General features: G+C 68.5%; 19 protein-coding genes and 1 tRNA gene. 6 read left to right on the forward strand and 14 right to left on the reverse strand.

All coding sequences use genetic code 11. The features are described 5' to 3' along the window. Positions 1–136: 136 nt before the first annotated feature. A complete protein-coding gene (locus tag NJQ98_RS11895) occupies positions 137–847 on the reverse strand; it encodes a thioredoxin-like domain-containing protein (protein WP_262178969.1) in 711 nt (236 codons plus the stop codon). 39 nt (positions 848–886) lie between these two features. Beyond that, positions 887–1567, reverse strand: a complete 681-nt coding sequence (locus NJQ98_RS11900) for an enoyl-CoA hydratase/isomerase family protein (protein ID WP_262178972.1) — start codon at positions 1565–1567, stop codon at positions 887–889. Between the two features lie 61 nt (positions 1568–1628). On the opposite strand from NJQ98_RS11900, the gene NJQ98_RS11905 reads away from it, so the two are divergent. Both NJQ98_RS11905 and NJQ98_RS11910 read left to right on the forward strand, forming a co-directional pair. Further along, complete coding sequence (locus tag NJQ98_RS11905; RefSeq protein ID WP_262178974.1) at positions 1629–2252, forward strand: DUF7114 family protein; 624 nt, start codon at positions 1629–1631, stop codon at positions 2250–2252. Between the two features lie 55 nt (positions 2253–2307). Next, positions 2308–2379 (forward strand) — tRNA-Thr (locus tag NJQ98_RS11910). A 308-nt stretch (positions 2380–2687) separates the two neighbouring features. On the opposite strand, the gene NJQ98_RS11915 is transcribed toward NJQ98_RS11910, so the two are convergent. The 5 genes from NJQ98_RS11915 to citZ form a co-directional block, all read right to left on the reverse strand. Beyond that, on the reverse strand, positions 2688–2942 hold the full coding sequence (locus NJQ98_RS11915; protein ID WP_262178977.1) for a DUF2061 domain-containing protein: 255 nt from the start codon (positions 2940–2942) through the stop codon (positions 2688–2690). A 60-nt stretch (positions 2943–3002) separates the two neighbouring features. Beyond that, positions 3003–3446, reverse strand: coding sequence for an acyl-CoA thioesterase (locus tag NJQ98_RS11920; protein ID WP_262178978.1), 444 nt, complete (start codon positions 3444–3446; stop codon positions 3003–3005). A gap of 45 nt (positions 3447–3491) precedes the next feature. Beyond that, a complete protein-coding gene (locus NJQ98_RS11925) occupies positions 3492–4166 on the reverse strand; it encodes an AIM24 family protein (protein ID WP_262178980.1) in 675 nt (224 codons plus the stop codon). A gap of 110 nt (positions 4167–4276) precedes the next feature. Beyond that, a complete protein-coding gene (locus NJQ98_RS11930) occupies positions 4277–5251 on the reverse strand; it encodes a DUF5784 family protein (RefSeq protein ID WP_262178981.1) in 975 nt (324 codons plus the stop codon). A gap of 41 nt (positions 5252–5292) precedes the next feature. Next, entirely contained in the window at positions 5293–6438 is a 1146-nt protein-coding gene (citZ, locus tag NJQ98_RS11935; protein ID WP_262178983.1) for a citrate synthase, read from the reverse strand. Between the two features lie 229 nt (positions 6439–6667). Here citZ and NJQ98_RS11940 point away from each other — a divergent pair, with 229 nt between their 5' ends. Further along, the gene (locus NJQ98_RS11940) at positions 6668–7900 is read left to right on the forward strand and encodes a potassium channel family protein (RefSeq protein ID WP_262178984.1); all 1233 of its coding nucleotides are present in this window, start codon (positions 6668–6670) and stop codon (positions 7898–7900) included. Here the strand turns inward: NJQ98_RS11940 and NJQ98_RS11945 are convergent. After that, positions 7875–8132: a DUF7536 family protein gene (locus NJQ98_RS11945; RefSeq protein WP_431357501.1), complete on the reverse strand. Its 258-nt coding sequence runs from the start codon at positions 8130–8132 to the stop codon at positions 7875–7877. The two genes, NJQ98_RS11940 and NJQ98_RS11945, sit on opposite strands and share 26 nt — an antisense overlap. Before the next feature lie 116 nt (positions 8133–8248). On the opposite strand from NJQ98_RS11945, the gene NJQ98_RS11950 reads away from it, so the two are divergent. Then, on the forward strand, positions 8249–9205 hold the full coding sequence (locus NJQ98_RS11950; protein WP_262178986.1) for a succinylglutamate desuccinylase/aspartoacylase family protein: 957 nt from the start codon (positions 8249–8251) through the stop codon (positions 9203–9205). Here the strand turns inward: NJQ98_RS11950 and NJQ98_RS11955 are convergent. The 3 genes from NJQ98_RS11955 to NJQ98_RS11965 form a co-directional block, all read right to left on the reverse strand. After that, positions 9202–9405 (reverse strand): hypothetical protein, encoded by a 204-nt coding sequence (locus NJQ98_RS11955; protein WP_262178987.1) that lies wholly within the window; start codon positions 9403–9405, stop codon positions 9202–9204. The two genes, NJQ98_RS11950 and NJQ98_RS11955, sit on opposite strands and share 4 nt — an antisense overlap. A 57-nt stretch (positions 9406–9462) precedes the next feature. Then, a complete protein-coding gene (locus NJQ98_RS11960) occupies positions 9463–9678 on the reverse strand; it encodes a DUF7511 domain-containing protein (protein ID WP_262178989.1) in 216 nt (71 codons plus the stop codon). A 164-nt stretch (positions 9679–9842) separates the two neighbouring features. Then, a complete protein-coding gene (locus NJQ98_RS11965) occupies positions 9843–11159 on the reverse strand; it encodes a tRNA(Ile)(2)-agmatinylcytidine synthase (RefSeq protein ID WP_262178991.1) in 1317 nt (438 codons plus the stop codon). 198 nt (positions 11160–11357) lie between these two features. Between NJQ98_RS11965 and NJQ98_RS11970 the strand changes: the two genes are divergently transcribed. Further along, positions 11358–12329: a transcriptional regulator gene (locus tag NJQ98_RS11970; RefSeq protein WP_262178992.1), complete on the forward strand. Its 972-nt coding sequence runs from the start codon at positions 11358–11360 to the stop codon at positions 12327–12329. Positions 12330–12437: 108 nt separating this feature from the next. Here the strand turns inward: NJQ98_RS11970 and NJQ98_RS11975 are convergent, their stop codons facing one another. The 3 genes from NJQ98_RS11975 to pyrE all read right to left on the reverse strand — a co-directional run bounded on the left by NJQ98_RS11975 (position 12438) and on the right by pyrE (position 14797). Beyond that, entirely contained in the window at positions 12438–12686 is a 249-nt protein-coding gene (locus NJQ98_RS11975) for a glutathione S-transferase N-terminal domain-containing protein (RefSeq protein ID WP_262178994.1), read from the reverse strand. Positions 12687–12743: 57 nt separating this feature from the next. After that, the gene (locus tag NJQ98_RS11980; RefSeq protein ID WP_262178995.1) at positions 12744–14174 is read right to left on the reverse strand and encodes an NCS2 family permease; all 1431 of its coding nucleotides are present in this window, start codon (positions 14172–14174) and stop codon (positions 12744–12746) included. A gap of 83 nt (positions 14175–14257) precedes the next feature. Beyond that, positions 14258–14797, reverse strand: coding sequence for an orotate phosphoribosyltransferase (gene pyrE, locus NJQ98_RS11985; RefSeq protein ID WP_262178997.1), 540 nt, complete (start codon positions 14795–14797; stop codon positions 14258–14260). A gap of 116 nt (positions 14798–14913) precedes the next feature. On the opposite strand from pyrE, the gene glmM reads away from it, so the two are divergent. Further along, on the forward strand, positions 14914–16272 hold the full coding sequence (gene glmM / locus NJQ98_RS11990) for a phosphoglucosamine mutase (RefSeq protein ID WP_262178998.1): 1359 nt from the start codon (positions 14914–14916) through the stop codon (positions 16270–16272). The last annotated feature ends 36 nt before the right edge of the window (positions 16273–16308 follow it).

Here is a 16308-nt window from a genome sequence, read left to right on the forward strand (position 1 = left end):
CCGGGAACTGCGTACGGTTTTTCGAGGATGAGGCAACACAGCCTGAAAGCCCGCTGGCTAAACTTGGGAGCTTTCTGGATGTTGGCGACAGCCACTGTCCCAACTCACGGGTCGCCGACAGAGACGAAAGATGGATTTACCGAACCGGGTTCTCGGGACCGCGGCCGAGGAACTCCGAGAGGAACGCGTGGACGGTCTGAGCGTCGTAGCTGTCCATGTACATGCGGTTGCGCCACGCCGTCAGGACGAAGTCGGACTCGGCGCTCTCGTTTTCGTTCGGGACGACGATGACGCTGCGCCAGGTCCCGGTGTGGGTGCTGGCGAACTCCTGGAGGCTGTTGCGGGCCGATTCGTTCATCGCGCTCTCGTCGTAGTAGATGACGACGGCACCGTGTTCCAGCGCGTGGACGATGTTACCCGCGGGCTGGGACTCCTCGTAGAACCCCCCCTCCGTCGGCGTGTTGTAGTGGGGCCCAGACAGGGGCGGGGACTGTTCGTAGTCGACGTCCCGGCTCTCCGGGACGTGCTGGGTCCCCTCGCTGGGGAACTGCTCGACCGCCGAGAGCCGCTCGCTGTCGCCGGAGTCGTCGAGTGCCGCGGCCTCGATACCGTCGCCACCGCCGCCGCCGCTCAACTGCGTGACATAGACGACGGCGCCGAGTGCGATGACGGCCCCGACGACGCCCGCCACCACAGCGAGCGAGACGCCGCCGTCGTCGTCGCTCGCGCGGCCCTCGACGCGCCGCCGGTCGATAGCGCCGAGTTCCCCTCCGTGCTCGTCGGCGAGGTGGTCCAGATACGCGTCCTCGCCGTCGAACGACGCCTCACAGTACTCGCAGTCAACCATTGGCCCGACCGTATGCGGCGGGAGGGTTTGAACGTATTGCTACGAGAACTCCGCCGTCTCGACCAGGTCGGCAAAGGCCGCCCGCTCGCGCTCGTCGCCGGTCGCCTGGTCGGTGTCGTCCCGGAGCCGACGTTTCAGCGTCCGGAGCGCGTCGTGGTCGACCGCGGCCAGCTCGTCGGCCACGGCGCGGGGGTCGTCGGTGACCCGCGAGACGAGCCCCATCCGCAGCGCCGCCTCGGCGCCGACGGTCCGACCCGACAGCGCGAGGTCCATCGCCTCGCCCTCGCCGACGACGCGGGGGAGCCGCGTCGTCCCGCCCCACGCGCCGAACAGCCCCAGTTTCACCCCGGTCTCGGCGAACGTCGCCCCGGGCGTGGCGACCCGCAGGTCACAGGCCAGGGCCAGCTCGACGCCGCCGCCCCTGGCCGCCCCGTCGATACCGGCGACGACGGCGCCGTCGTAGGCCGCCAGTTCGTTCGCGACCCGCTGGCCCAGCGCGGCGAAGTCGGCCGCCGCGTCGTCGTCGAGGTCCCGCACCACCTCCAGGTCCGCGCCGGCACAGAACGCCCTCCCCTCGCCGTGGAGATAGAGGACCGGTTCGCTCGCCTCGGCCACGGCGTCCGACAGTGCAGACAGGGCGTCCCTGTCGAGCGCGTTGCGCCGCGCCGGCCGCGACAGCGTCAGCACGCGCACGTCTCCCTCGGCCGTTGTCCGGACCATGCCCCTGCTTGCTGGTGGTGTTTCCAAAGGTCTTTGCCCTTGCCTCCGCTAGAGCGCGCCAATGGAGGAAGTGGCGGCGGTCCGTCGAGCCGCGCTGGCAGGCGTCGACGACATCGAGCCCGAGCGGCTCCACGACCGCCTCGCCGCCCGGCTGGACGACGCTTCGTTCGCGCCGGGCGTGTTGACCCTCGTCGCCGAGGCGGCCGCTCGCGATCAGGCGGTCGACGACAGCGACGCGGACCGCGCCGCCGGCGTCCAGCTCATCTACGAGGGGCTCGCGCTGACCCGCCGGCTCGCCCACGACGACCCCTGGACCACCGGCGACCGCGACGCCGCCGACCTGGACATCCTCATCGCCGACATCCTCGTCTCCCGGGGGTTCTATCTGCTGGCCCGCACCGGAGCCGCCGAGGCCGCCGTCGACGTGGTCCGGGAGTTCGGCAAGGACCAGACCGAACTCCGGGCGACCGGCAACGACGACCTCGACGGCAACCTGGAGGCGGACATCTGCGAACTCGCCGTCGTCGCCGGCGTCACCGCCGCCGGCCACGAGCCGACGGCGGCGCTGCGCGCGGTCGGTCCCGACCTGGCGAGCGACGGGCTTCCCGCGGTCGACACCCTGCTGAGCGGCGAGGTCGCCGACCGGCTGACCGGTCACGACAGTCAGGCCGCCGCCGACCACTGATTCTCGGTCGGAATCGAAACGCCTAAAGACAACTGCCGGATACAGATGAGTGCGTGCCTGGGTAGCTTAGCGGTAAAGCGCGTCCTTGGTAAGGACGAGACCCCGGATTCAAATTCCGGCCTAGGCTTTTGCCGACTACACTTCTGCGAGGCGCTCCGTCGCCGAGCGACTGCTGTGGTCGACAAACCGGCAGCGGGATTTGAATCCCTGGAAGTCACAGCCCGCGCGGTCGAGCGTCACGAGACGAGCAGGAATGTCTTCCTCCGGGTTCAAATTCCGGCCTATGCTTTCTCGGAACAACCGACTCAGAGCATCTGCGACCGGTCCGGGGTGCGTGGAATTTCGGCTTGGGCTCGTTCTACACACCAACTGCGAGCGGCGTGGGCACCGTTAACGACAAACCGGCCCAACAGTGGGCCGGCCACGACGGGGCCGTCAGACGCCCCAGGAGATACGGTCCCAGACCCGTTCGTACCCGTAGTACGTCCCTGTCTTGACGACGTTCGCCACGAGACCGATGCTCAGTGCCTGGCCGGTGTCGCCAGTGACGGACAGCGCGACTAGGACGGTGATGACGATCATAAGCGTCCGGTACAGTAACGTCTTGACCAGCGCACGGGACACCCGCTGGTGTGGTGACCGCGTCAGAAGGCCGGCCAGGGCCGCTCGAATTGACGCGAGAGGCGACACTGTCTATGCGGACGGGCGCCAGTCATGAAATAGTTCCGCGCCCGTGCATTCGCGACGCGCTCACTCCCGGCTCGGTTCCTCGGCGAGGGCCTTCTCGCGGAGCCTCTTGCACTTCTCGCCCCCGACCTGGAGGTCCGGGACCGGAGTCGGCTTGCCGTCCTCGACGGCGACGAACGTGGCGTAGGCCGAGGTGGTGGACTCGGTCTCGCCGGTGTGGGGGTTCTCGGCGCTGACGTCGATGCGCACGCGGACGCTCGTCCGGCCCGTCTCGTAGGCGTAGGACTCGACGAGAGCGTTGTCGCCGATGGGGATGGGGCGCTCGAAGTCGACGCTCGACATCTGGGCGGTGACACAGGACTCCTCGGCGGCCCGCATCGCGGACATCGCGCCGATTTCGTCCATCCACTTCATCACGATGCCCCCGTGGGCGCTGTTGTAGTTGTTGGCGTGGGTGGGCTGGACGCGCTCGCGGTTGACGATGTGCGTATCGGCAATCTTGGGCATGGGCCCGCGTAGACGGGCCGGAGGTAAAAACGGGGCGTCGTCGGGCTACTGCTGTTGGCCCGGGTTGCCTTCCTCGAAGGGCTGGACGACGACGAAGCCGTCGGGGTTGGTGAACTCGAGCTGGTACTGCTCGCCGGAGGACTGACCGACCATGTCCGAGAGGCTGCGGTTGACGCTGCTGGAGGGGGAGTTGTCGGCGCTCCAGGCCACCGTCGCCTGCGGGTCCGTCTTGACCGGCGGGGTGAGCACGAGCGGACTCCCGTGGGTCGTGATGGCGATGTGGCCCGGCCCTTCGAGGAAGACGTTCGTCAGGCCGCCCGCGGAGGCCCCCGAGAGGCTCCCGATGGTCGAGATGCTGTAGTCGACGCTCGACTCGAAGGCGAGGACGTCGTTGCCGTTGACCGAGATGGACTCGTCGGCGTCGAGGTCCATTATCTGTATCTCCTTGGCGTCGTCGGCGACGTAGAGGTGGCCGGTCCCCTCGACCTCCATCACGGGGGTCCCCTCGCTGGTCGCCTTCGACTTGATGAACCCCGTGAGACCGCCCTCGGCGTTCGAACTGCCGGTAAAGGAGAGGTCCCCCTCGTAGGCGACCATCGAGCCGGCCTTGGCCGTGACAGTCCCGTCGACGGCGATGTCGAGGAGCTTGCTGTTCTCTAGCTGGAAGGTGTCGCCACCCTCCTCCGGTCCGTTATCGGTGATGAACTGGTCGATATCCATGTGTATTTCGGCCAAACGGTCGGCCGCTACCGCCGCGTTCGTCGGGGGAGTATGAAACTTTTGTCCCGCTGTCCGGTACATTTACTCTCCGACGTGGGAAAAATACCCCCTCAAAATGGCAGCGGGAACGGGACCGAGCCCCGCGAGTACCCCTCGACCCGGCCGTCGGGCCGGTAGCGGAAGACGACGAGCGGCTCGTAGCCGACGCTCGGCTTTTCGGCGTGGACCCGCCGCCACTCGTCGTCGCGGAAGGAGGTGCAGTCGACGGCGAGGACGGCGCCGGGGTGGGCCGCCAGCTGGTCGCGGGTCTTGGCGTCGCCGGAGGCCTTCAGCGCGCCGATGGCGGTGTCTATCTGGCGGCGGCTCGGCGGCCGCGGCCGCGTCACCTCGACGAGGGTGTCGTCGACGCGGAAGTCGACGGAGTGGCCCGAGTCCAGTTCGACCTCGGGGACGATGTCGTTGCCCGCGTCGACGAGCAGCTTCGCGGCGTTGAACTCGCCCATCGTCGCCCGCATCCGCGAGAGGTCAAAGCCCTCGCTGGTCCCCAGTTTGCTGGCCATCGTGTAGCGGTAGTCGTCCAGCACGCCGGTCGCGAGGAAGTCGTCGTAGAACCGCAGGCCGTCCTCGCGGTCGGCGTCGGGGAAGCCGGCGGCGTGGTCGCGGAAGAAGGTCCGCGTGGAGTCGCGGCCGTCCTTCGAGAGGAAGACGGGCAGGAAGAAGTGCGCGAGCGCCTCGTACTCGGTGAGCCACGGGTCCTCGACCTCCAGCTGGGCGAGCAGTTCCCGCTGGGCCCACTCGGCTATGGGGCCGGGGCTGTGTTCGAACGTGTACTTGTCCGTCCGCCAGAGGGTCTCGGGCGTCTGTGTGTTCCCGAGCCAGTAGGCCTCCTGTCCGTTCCAGATGAAAAGCGCAAGGTCGCCGTTGTCCATCTCCAGCCGGCGGGCCGCCCACCCCTCGGGCGGGGCGAACCACGGGCCGGTCAGTTCGGCGCCGAAGGTGTCCTCGAGCGGGGAGAGCAAGTCACGCCGGACGCGGTCCTCGTTCCAGCGTTCCGTCGAATGTCGGAATCGAAGCGGGCCAGCCACGGTGGCTTATAAACGGCCGACGCTCTTGTGCGTTCCGCTGGCTATCGGTCCGCGAGCGGAACGAACGTCGTCTCGTCGGGGTCCGGTCCGGTGTAGCGCGCGCGGGGCCGGATGAGGCGGTTGTCCTCGATGTACTCGGCGACGTGGGCGACCCAGCCGCCGACGCGGGACATCGCGAAGATGGGGGTGTAGATGTCGATGGGGATGCCCATCTGGTAGTACGTCGACGCCGAGTAGAAGTCGACGTTCGGGGCGAGCCCCTTCTCCTCCATGAGGTAGTCCTCGATGGTGGTGGACATCTCGTACCACTTCAGCGAGCCGGCGGCCTCGCCCAGCTCCTTCGAGCGCTCGCCGAGAATCTTCGCGCGGGGGTCCTTGACGTTGTAGACACGGTGGCCGAAGCCGGACACCCGCCGGCCCTCGTCGAGGGCGGTCTTGACCCAGTCCAGGGGGTCCATCTCGGCGTCGTCGACCTCCTTGAGCATCTCCATGACGTCCTGGTTGGCGCCGCCGTGGAGCGGCCCCTTCAGGGTGCCGATGGCCGACGTGACGGCGCTGTGGAGGTCCGAGAGGGTAGAGGCGGTGACGATCGACGAGAACGTCGAGGCGTTGAGGCCGTGGTCGGCGTGCAGCACCAGCGCCTGGTCGAAGACGTCGGCCAGCACGTCGTCGGGTTCCTCGTCGTTGAGCATGTAGAGGAAGTTCGCGGCGTGGCTCAGGTCCTCTCGGGGCTCGATGGGTTCGTCGCCGTCGCGGATGCGGGCGAAGGCGGCGATGATCGTCGGAATCTTCGCGGTGATACGGCGGCCCGTAGCGAGATTGACCGCCTCGTCTGTCGGGTCGGCGTCCTCGGGCGCGGGGTCGAATCCGGAGAGCATCGACACCGCTGTCCGGAGCGCGGCCATCGGGTCCTCGTCGGCCTCGGCCAGCCCGCGGACCGTCGCGAGCACGGCGTCGTCGACCGCCCGCTCACTCGCCATCTCCGACTCGAAGTCGTCGAGTTCGGACTGGTCGGGGAGGTGCCCATGCCAGAGGAGATACAGGACCTCCTCGTAGCTGGCGCCGTTCGCGAGGTCCTCGATAGTGTACCCCCGGTAAACGAGTTTACCCGCGTCACCGTCAATCACACTGAGACCGGATTCGGCGACGAGGACTCCCTCCAGCCCTTTCTTGAGGTTGTCGGACATACCCAAACCGTATCCAACCTGCCGGGAAAAACATTTTCTTTCCGGTCGTAAGTGTCACCCCTCTGCGGTGGGAAAGTGAACGTTCAGTCACCAATTACCACCGCGTTCCGTCGATACCCAACTAGCCGCCTGTCGAACCGACACGCCGCCGCCGGCCCGTGAGCGAACGGCTGTGGGAAAGGACAGCACGGAGCGAACGCTTTTCACGGGTGGTGGCAAATCGGGGGATATGGAGTCTACGGGCACGGTGGAGTACGAGCCGGTGAGCGTCAAGGCGGTGCTCTCGGAGATGAAAGACACCGCCGAGCTACTTATCGACCTCTCGTACTCGGCCGTACTGCTGGGCAGCGACGACGTGGCCAGCGAGGTGCTGGAACTGGAGGCCAAGATGGACGTACTCCAGCTCCGGGCCCGCATGAGCCTGCTTATGGCCTGTCGGTCGACCGAGGACGCCGAGTCGCTGGCGCCGGTGCTGGGGATGGTCGGCGCCGCCGAGAAGATAAGCGACGCCGCCGGCGACATCGCGAAAGTCGTCCTGGAGGACATCGGCCTGCCGGACACGATGCGGGCGGCCCTGCCCGAGGCCGTCGAGACGCTGGTGCGTGCGACCGTCGCCGCCGATTCGCCGCTGGCCGGCCAGAGCCTGGGCGCGCTGAACCTCGAAACCGAGACCGGCGTGCGTGCGCTGGCTATTCGCCGTCAGGGGAGCTGGCTGCTCAACCCCACCCGGGAGACGGAGCTACAGGCCGAGGACGTGGTCCTCCTGCGCGGTCCCGAGGACGGCGTCAGCGAGGTGTACCAGGACGCCACGGGCGACCCGTACGAGCCGCCGGAACCGCCACAGGGAGACACACAGGACCTGGAGCGAGCCATCGACTCAATCGTCCTGATGAAAGACATGGGTGAGCTCGCGGTAGACCTGGCCTACGGCGCCGTGCTCTTCGACAGCGAGGCCGTCGCCGAGGAAGTCGTCGAACTCGAAGCCGAGGTGGACGCGCTGCAGTCGCGGTTCGAGGCGTGGACGCTCCGGGCGGCCGCCGACATGGACGACCCCGTCTCCCTGCGCGGGCTGGTCCATCTGGCCCGCTCGACGGAGGTCATCTCCGACGCCGCCCTCGAGATCAGCGAGGGCGTGTTGCGGGGGCTCTCGACCCACCCCGTCGTCGCCGAGGCCGTGCGGGAGTCCGACGAGATACTCGTCCGGGCGACGGTGGCCGAGGAGAGCGACCTGGCCGGCCGGACCATCGGCGACGTCGCCGTGAAGACCGAGACGGGGATGCGCATCATCGCCATCCGGCGGCCGGCCGGCGAGAGCGACCGCACCGGCCGCGAAGGCGGCGAGTGGGTCGTCTCGCCCGGCCCGGAGACGCCGCTGATGGCCGGCGACGTACTGCTGGCGAAAGGGACCCGCACGGGCGGCGAACGGCTGGACGCGCTCACGGGGCCGAGCGGGCGAGCCTGACCGCCGAGACGACGGTGAAAAGCGCCGTCAGCAGGCCGCCAAGTGAGACGACCAGCACGAACGCCAGCGCGCCGTAGAGGTAGGTCGGCCGGGCGGTCCCGGGGAGGACGAAGAGCGCGACCAGCCCCGCCGTCAGGAGGACGGACAGCGAGAAGCCGTACTTGGCGTTCCGCGGGACGTTCAGCGCGGCGACCATCGCCGCCGCGCCACTCTCCGGTTCGGACTCGGACACGCCCCCCGATAGGGGCGGGGACAAAAAGACCCCATCGGTGTCGTCACGGGGCCACGGGGCGGTTTCGCCGCGGGAAATCCGAACCAGTAAAGTCGGACAACCCGAATGGGCGCGTAATGGTAACTCTCGGTACGGCGAGTGCCGCTCCCGGTGAGATAGACACCGGGCGTCTGGAGGTCGGCGAGAGCCGCGACGGCAGCCCCGTCGGGCTACCCGTCGCGGTCATCAACGGGTCACAGGACGGGAAGACGCTCTACATGCAGGCCGCGAGCGACGGCGACGAGCTGAACGGCGTCGGCGTCATCCAGCGGGTCGTCCCGCAGCTGGACCCGACCGAGCTCTCGGGGACGATTCTCGTCTGTGGCATCGTCAACTACCACGCCTTCCAGGTGGCCGAACACCGCAACCCCATCGACGACACGAAGATGAACCGGGCCTACCCGGGCGACGCCTCGGGCACCTCCAGCGAACGCATCGCCGCGGCGACCCACGACGCCGCCGTCAGCGCCGACCTCGTCGTGGACCTGCACCAGGGCTCTACCTCCCGGATGATAGAGGAGGTCCGGGTGCGGTGTGGCTCCCGGCACCGCCTCCACGAGCAGTGCCTCGAACTCGCGAAGGTGTTCGACTGCGGCTACATCCTGGACCAGAAAGGCCCGGACGGCCAGCTCGCCCGGACCGCGCCGGACGAGGGCGTCCCGACCATCGACCCCGAACTCGGGGGCTGTGTGGGCTGGGACGAGCAGTCGATTCGGGCCGGCGTCGACGGCGTCTTCAACGTGCTCCGGTACTACGGCTTCCTGCCCGGCGCGTACACGCCGTCGCCACAGACCCGCGCGACCGGCTTCGAACAGTACGGCTCGCCGGTCGGCGGGCTCGTGGACTTCCACCCGAACCTGGGCGACCGCGTGAGCCGCGGGGACACGCTGTTCGAGGTGACCGACGTGTTCGGCGGGACGAAAGCCGAGGTGACGGCCGAGTCGTCCGGTATCTTCTGGCGCTCGCGGCGGCTCCCGCAGGTCGCAACCGGCGAGTACGTCTGCTCTCTCGGGACGAACATCGACACGTACTAGCGCCACAACACCAGCGACACGGGCGTGTCGGCGTCGACCGAGACCCACTGTGAGTCGACCTCGGCCGGGTCGACGTCGACGGCGTAGCAGATGTACCGCTCAGTCCCATCCGAGCGGCTGCGGACGACCGCCGGCAGGACGCCTTCGTCGGGGTCCGGCGAGGGCGTCCCGCCGGACGCTTCCTGGTGCTCAGTGCCCATAGACGGGCTGTAGCCGGGTATCGGTATTGTTACCGGTCGATTATGCGCCCGAAGGCGTCACCGAATGCCGTCGAGGTCGACGAGAAGCCCCTCGGGGACCGCGAGCCAGTGGGTCGCCATCTCCACGTCCGGTTTGTCGGTGGGGTACAGCAGGGCGCGCTGCCCGCCGTCGGCGGTCGGCTCCAGTTCGCTGGTGAGCAACGCCTCGCTGAATTCGTCCTGCGGAAGTGGGTGTCTCGTTTCGATGTCCGACGGCGACGACTCGCTGCTCATAGGCTCTCTACCGGGTCGAGACCCATTGTTATAGACGACATAATCGCGGACCGACGGGTTTGGGTCGGCTTACTTCGCGGGCCGTCGAGGCGGCCGTCCCGACGAGGACTCTAACACGGTCGTGCTGTTCCGGCGGGATGGCGGCCACGGGCCGCCGTACGCCCCTACCGCTCGGGATGCGTCATCCCGTCGAACCCGCCCCGAACGAGCGGTTTCGAGATGTGGCGCCGCGCCACCGGCGGCACCTCGTACCAGCCGGGTTCGAGGTCGCGCTCTATCGGGCGGTCGACCTTGCCGTCGGCGCTGGTCGAGCAGTCGCGGCAGCGATAGCCCTGCCCGCGCCCCGCCGAGGACATCGTGCCCCCGCAGTCCGGACAGGTCGGGGTGGCCGGCTCGGTTCGGACCAGCTCCCGGACCGCGAACTTCTCCAGTTTCAGCGTCCCGTCGGCCACCTCGCCGCAGACGGTGACGCGGTCGCCCACACGAAGCGCCCGCACGCGGTCGCGGAACCGCTTCGTCGGCTCGAACGCGGCACACTGGAGCCGGGCGTCGCCGTCGGATCCGGGGTCCGCCGGGACTCGCGACCCTTCAGGTCGCTCACCGCCGTCCGCGACGGACAGGAAGACGTGGCCGCCCTCGCGGGTCTCGGGCGCCGCGGCGACGGTCCCGTCGATGCGGTAGGCGCTGTCGTCGGCCACCGTTTCCACGGTGCCGTCCTGCAGGTGGACGTCGGTCCCCTGATTCGTCACGAACGTCGCCCGGCGGTCGACGGGCTCGCTTTCGATGGCGTCGGCGACCGCGCGGCAGGCGTCGGGGTCGTCGCCCCGAATCCCGTAGAGGATGGGACAGGGCGTGCGGGGGACACAGACCGGGTACCCCGAGGCGCGGTCGACGGTGTCCCACACCGCCGGGTACCGGCTGTCCGCCGCGGCACGGACGCTCTCGGCGTCGACGCAGCGGTCGCTGCCCCAGCGCTCGGGCTCGCGGTAGGCGATGTGTTCGTAGGTCCAGTCGGAGAGGGCGGACCACGCGCCGACGGCCGCCAGCGCGCCGACGAGCCCGCGGCCGTCGCCCCGCTGAAAGCGGGCGAAACCGGCGGTGTCCGCGAGCAGCGTCGCCGTCGTCGGGTCCTGTATCTCCCGAATCGCGTCGAGCGCGAAGTCGGCGACCCGCGCCGGAACGCCGTCGGGCGCGCAGTCGGCGACGACGGCGCCGGGGTTCGTCTTCGGGTCGTCGGTCTGTGCGAGGTCGAGCGTCTCGCGGGCCAACGGCGCCGCCCGGTCGGCGTCGAGGTCCGTATGCACCGCCAGCGCGGCGTTGCCGCGGGTCTTGTGCTCGACCGCCGGGTTGAGCCGCACGAGGAGCAGGCGCTCGACCGTCCCGCCGGCGTCGCGTATCCGCTCGGCCAGGTCGGCGGCGGCGTAGGTCGTACACATCCCCGTCTCCCGGGAGTCCGTATCGTCCAGTCCGACGACAGTCACAGACCCGGCTACTGGACTCGTCCGGATAGCGGTTTCGTCGCGGACTGGCGGCGTCCCCCGGCTCACCCTGGGCCGACGCCGGCAGCACGGACCGCGGTGGCAGTTCGCCCCGTTTACAGCGGTACGTAGCGGGAGCCTACCCCGAAGACGGCACAACGCATATATGGGGTGACTGGCTTAACCCTCAGTAGAGAAACGATGTCAAGGTCGGCACTGGTAGGCAACGTAACCGCCATGCTCGAGGACGCCGGGTTCCTCGTGAGCGACCGGTGTGCGATTCGACCGAAGAGCTTCGACATCGCGGCCCGCCGCGGCGAGGACGTGTTGCTCGTGAAGATACTGGGCAACATCGACGCCTTCGACGCCCGGACCGGCGCGGAGATGCGCCGGCTGGGCACCTACCTCAACGCGACGCCCATCGTCGTCGGCCTTCGCACCCGCGACGAGGAGCTGAAACCGGGCGTCGTCTACTTCCGCAACGGCGTCCCCGTCCTCTCGCCCGACACGGCGCTCGACCTCTTCGTCGAGGAGGTCCCGCCGCTCATCTACGCCGCGCCGGGCGGGCTGTACGTCAACATCGACTCCGAGGTCCTGGCGGACATCCGCGAGGAGAAGGAGTGGTCGCTCGGCAAGCTCGCGAAGGAGCTCGGCGTCTCCCGGCGCACGGTCTCGAAGTACGAGGACGGGATGGACGCCTCCGTGGAGATAGCGGCCGAGCTCGAAGACCTCTTCGACGCGCCGCTGACCTCGCCGGTCAGCGTGCTGGACGGGGCCGAGGAGATACGCGACGAGGAGCCGACGCCGGAGGACCCCGACGTGGCGCCGGAGGACGAGCCCATCGCCACGGTCTTCACCCGCATCGGCTTCGAGGTCCACCCGACCAACCGGGCGCCGTTCAAGACGGTCAACGAGAACGCCAAACGGCGCGAGCAGGTGTTGACCGGCCACTCGGCCTTTACCGAGGCCGCCGAGAAGCGCGCCCGCATCATGTCCTCGGTCGGCGAGGTCACGCGGACCCGCTCCGTCTACGTCGTCGACGAGCTCACCCGCGAATCCGTCGACGGGACGGCGCTCATCGAAAAGACGGAGATGGAGGAGATACAGGACGCAGACGACCTCCGGGACCTCATCATGGAACGCGGCGAGGAACCCCAGGAAGACGCGGCCTGAGGCCGGCCCCGAAACGATGTTTGGGCAGCGGTCCACTTATCCAGAACGACATGGACAGCTAGCGAGCTGCAGTAAGAACATGAGCGAAAAAGCAGTCCGCGAGCGGCCTTACGCGCCGTACGTCTCTTCGAGGTACTCCACGATGTCGTCGGACTCGGGCATCCCCTCGACGCCGTGTTCCTTGTCCACGAGCACCGGGACGCCCGTCTGGCCCGACACTTCCTCGACCTCGGTGCGCTCGCTGTGGGAGCGTGGCACCATGTGTGACTCGTAGTCGAGCTCCAGCTCGTCGAGTTTCTCGATGACCTTCGCGCAGTACGGACAGCCTTCCAGTTCGTAGAGTTCGAGGTTTGCCATTACGCAAGTTAGTACGGGGTCGACCCGAAAAAGCGCGTCGGTGGTGTGTACCGGCTCTCAGAGCGCGCCGCCGATGATGCCGCTCGTCCGGACGAAGAAGTAGAAGACGAACGCGCCGGCCAGTATCCACTGGCCGACGTGGATGTCACGCGCCTCGCCCTGTGCGAGCTTCACGATGGGGTAGGCGATGATACCGGCGGCGATACCGTAGGAGATGGAGTAGGTAAACGGCATGATGAAGATGGTCAGCCCGGCCGGGATAGCGTGGCTCAGGTCGTCCCAGTCGATGTCGACGATGTTGCGCAGCATGAGCACGGCGACGACCACCAGGGCGATGTGGGAGGCGTGCAGGGGGACGGCGGCCGCAAGCGGGACCAGGGCGAGCGAGGCGAGAAAGAGCAGCGCGACCACGAGCGCGGTCAGGCCCGTCCGGCCGCCCTCCTCGACGCCGGTCGAGGACTCGATGTAGGTCGTCACCGTCGAGGTGCCGATGATGCCGCCGACGGTGGTGCCGATGGCGTCGGCCAGCAGCGGCTTGTCCATCTCGGGGAGGTTACCCTCATCGTCGAGAAAGCCAGCTATCTGGGAGACGCCGGTGAGCGTCCCGGCGGTGTCGAAGAAGTCCACGAAGAAGAACGTGAACACGATGAGCGAAAAGCCCAGGGCGTCGACGTTCGAGAAACCCTCGATGAACGCGCCGACGAGCGGCGTGATGTCGTAGCCCGCCGCCGAGTAGACGATGTCGGTCTGCCCGGTCAGGCTGGCGGGCGTGTACAGCGAGACGCCCTCCGCGACCTGTGGGTCCGTCGCCGTGTAGCCGAGCGCGCTGGCGACGTAGGACATCACCGTCGTGATGACGATACCGAGGATGATAGAGCCCGGCACGTCGGCCGAGTACAGCGCGAACGTGAGAAAGAGGCCGATGACGGAGATGATGGCTATCGGGTCGGTCGCGAAGACGGGGTTGAACTGCAGGAAGGTCGCGGGGTCGGAGGCGACGACGTGCATCGCCTCCAGCCCGATGATGGCAAGGAACAGGCCGATACCGCCCCCGACGGCGAACTTCACCGGTTCGGGGAACAGTTTGATGAGGTACTCGCGCGCGCCGACGACGGTCAGCAGGGTGAACAGAATCCCCTGAACGACGACGGCGGCAAGCGCCGTCTGCCACGGCACGCCCAGTCCGAGAACGACCGTGAAGGCGAAGAAGGCGTTCAGCCCCAGCCCCGGGGCCTGGGCGAACGGTCGGTTCGCGTACAGGGCCATAATCAGCGTGGCGACGGCCGCGGAGATGATTGTCACCACGGCCAGCATCTGAATCGTCTGGCCGCTCGTTCGCCCGTCCACGGAGATGGCGGCACTGAGGATAGCGGGGTTGACGATGACGATGTAGCTCATCGTCAGGAACGTCGTCAGGCCCGCGAGTATCTCGGTCCGGACGTCGGTGTCGTGGTCGTCGAGGTCGAAGAATTGCTCCAGCGTACCCATTACGGTGGCGTTGCCAGCGGACGAGTTAAGCGTAACGAGTCGCGAAAATAGTGTCGATTTGACAACAGCGCCGCGCTCTGACCTTACCGTTCGCCGCCTTCGTCCGCGTCCGCGAGCAGGTCCGAGGCGGTCACGAGCGACTCCAGTTCGAGGCCGTGGTCGGCGAGGTTCTCGCTTGCGCCCTCCTCGCGGTCGACGACCACGAGCACGCGCTCGACGACGGCGCCGGCCTCCCGCAGCGCCTCGGCGGCGTCGACGGCGCTCTGGCCGGTCGTCGCGATGTCCTCGATGACGACGACCTCCTCGCCCTCGGTCAGTTCGCCCTCGACTAAGTTCGCGGTGCCGTACTCCTTTTGCTGTTTGCGGGCGATGACGTAGGGGAGGCCGGTCTCGACGCTGGTGACCGCGACCAGCGGTACCCCGCCCAGCGCGACGCCGGCCAGTTTGTCGTCGCCGAGCCGTTCGGCGAAGGCCGCGGCGATGAGCTCCAGGCATCGGGGGTCCGTCTCGAAGACGTACTTGTCGACGTAGTAGTCCGACGTGCCGCCGTGAGAGAGCTCGAACTCCCCGTACTTGACCGCGTCCGCCTCGCGCAGCGCCGCAATGAGTTCCTGATTGGCCATATCTGCTGTCTGGGGCCCGGTGGCTAATGGCTGTTGGAACGGGGACGTATCGACCGAGCGACACCGGTTGTTACTGTCGACATTCATAAGCCGGTCGGCGACGCAGTTCCCCACGAATGCACGTGTTCGGGTCGAGCGGCGTTCGGGGCGTCGCGGGCGAAGAGCTGACGCCGGGGGACGCCATGCAGGTCGCACAGGCCGCGGGGAGCGTGTGGGCCGCCGACACCGACCGGGTCGCCGTCGCCCGGGACACCCGAACCACCGGACGGACCTACGAGAACGCGGTGACGAGCGGGTTCACCGGACTGGGTTTCGACGTCGACAGACTGGGCGTCGTCCCGACGCCGGGGCTGCAGGCGTACTGCGAGGGCGAGGGCGTCCCGGGGCTGATGGTGACGGCGAGCCACAACCCGCCGGCGTACAACGGCATCAAGCTCGTCGGCGCCGACGGGGTCGAGCTGAGCCGCGAGAACTTGGACGAGGTCGAGCGGGCACTGACTGCGGAGCCCGGCTACGCGACCTGGGACCGGATGGGGACCGACCGGCGCGTCGAGCGAGCCAGGCGCGACTACGAGGCCGGCGTCCTCGCCGCCGTCGACCGCCGGCGCATCGCCGACGCCGACCTCACCGTCGTCGTCGACCCGGGCCACGGCGCGGGCTCGCTGGTCAGCCCGGAGCTGTTCCGCGAGCTCGGCTGTACGGTCCACACGGTCAACGCCCAGCCAGACGGCCACTTCCCCGGCCGGAACCCCGAGCCGGTCGCCGCGACGCTGGGAGACCTCCGGAGCTACGTCAGGGCGACCGGCGCGGACCTCGGCATCGCCCACGACGGCGACGCGGACAGGGCGATGTTCGTCGACGAGCGGGGCGAACACGTCGACGGCAGCGCGATGTTCGCGGCGCTTGCCGCCGCGGAACTGCGGGCGGGCGACGGGGTCGTCAGCGCGGTCAACGCCTCCCAGCGAATCGTCGACGTGGTCGAGGAGGCCGGCGCGACCCTCTCGCTCACCCCCATCGGCTCGACCTACATCGTCAGCCGCATCAGGGACCTCCAGGCCGAGGGGACCCACGTGGCCATCGCGGGCGAGGGCAACGGCGGCATCCTCTTTCCTGACTACCGCATCGCCCGCGACGGCGCTTACACAGCCGCCCGCTTCTGTGAGCTGCTCGCCGACCGGCCCGCAAGCGAGCTGGTGGCCCCCTACGATGACTACTACAACGTCCGCCGGAACCTCCACGTCGACGGCGAGGCCGACCGCGAAGCGATGCTGTCCGGCATCGAGGGCCACGCCACCGGGGCCGCCGCCGACCTCGACACGACCGACGGCTGGCGGCTCGACTACGGCGACGGCTGGGTGCTCGCCCGCCCGTCGGGCACCGAGCCCGTGGTACGGGTGTACGCGGAAGCGCGGACGCCCGAGCGCGCGGAGGAACTCGCCGGCCAGATGGTCGGTGCGGCGGAACGGGGCGGGTAGTCCTGCGGTCGTATTTGGCGTAGCGCGGACCGAACA

This window comes from Haloarcula laminariae (genome assembly GCF_025457605.1).
In the GTDB taxonomy this organism is placed as follows: Archaea; Halobacteriota; Halobacteria; order Halobacteriales; family Haloarculaceae; genus Haloarcula; species Haloarcula laminariae.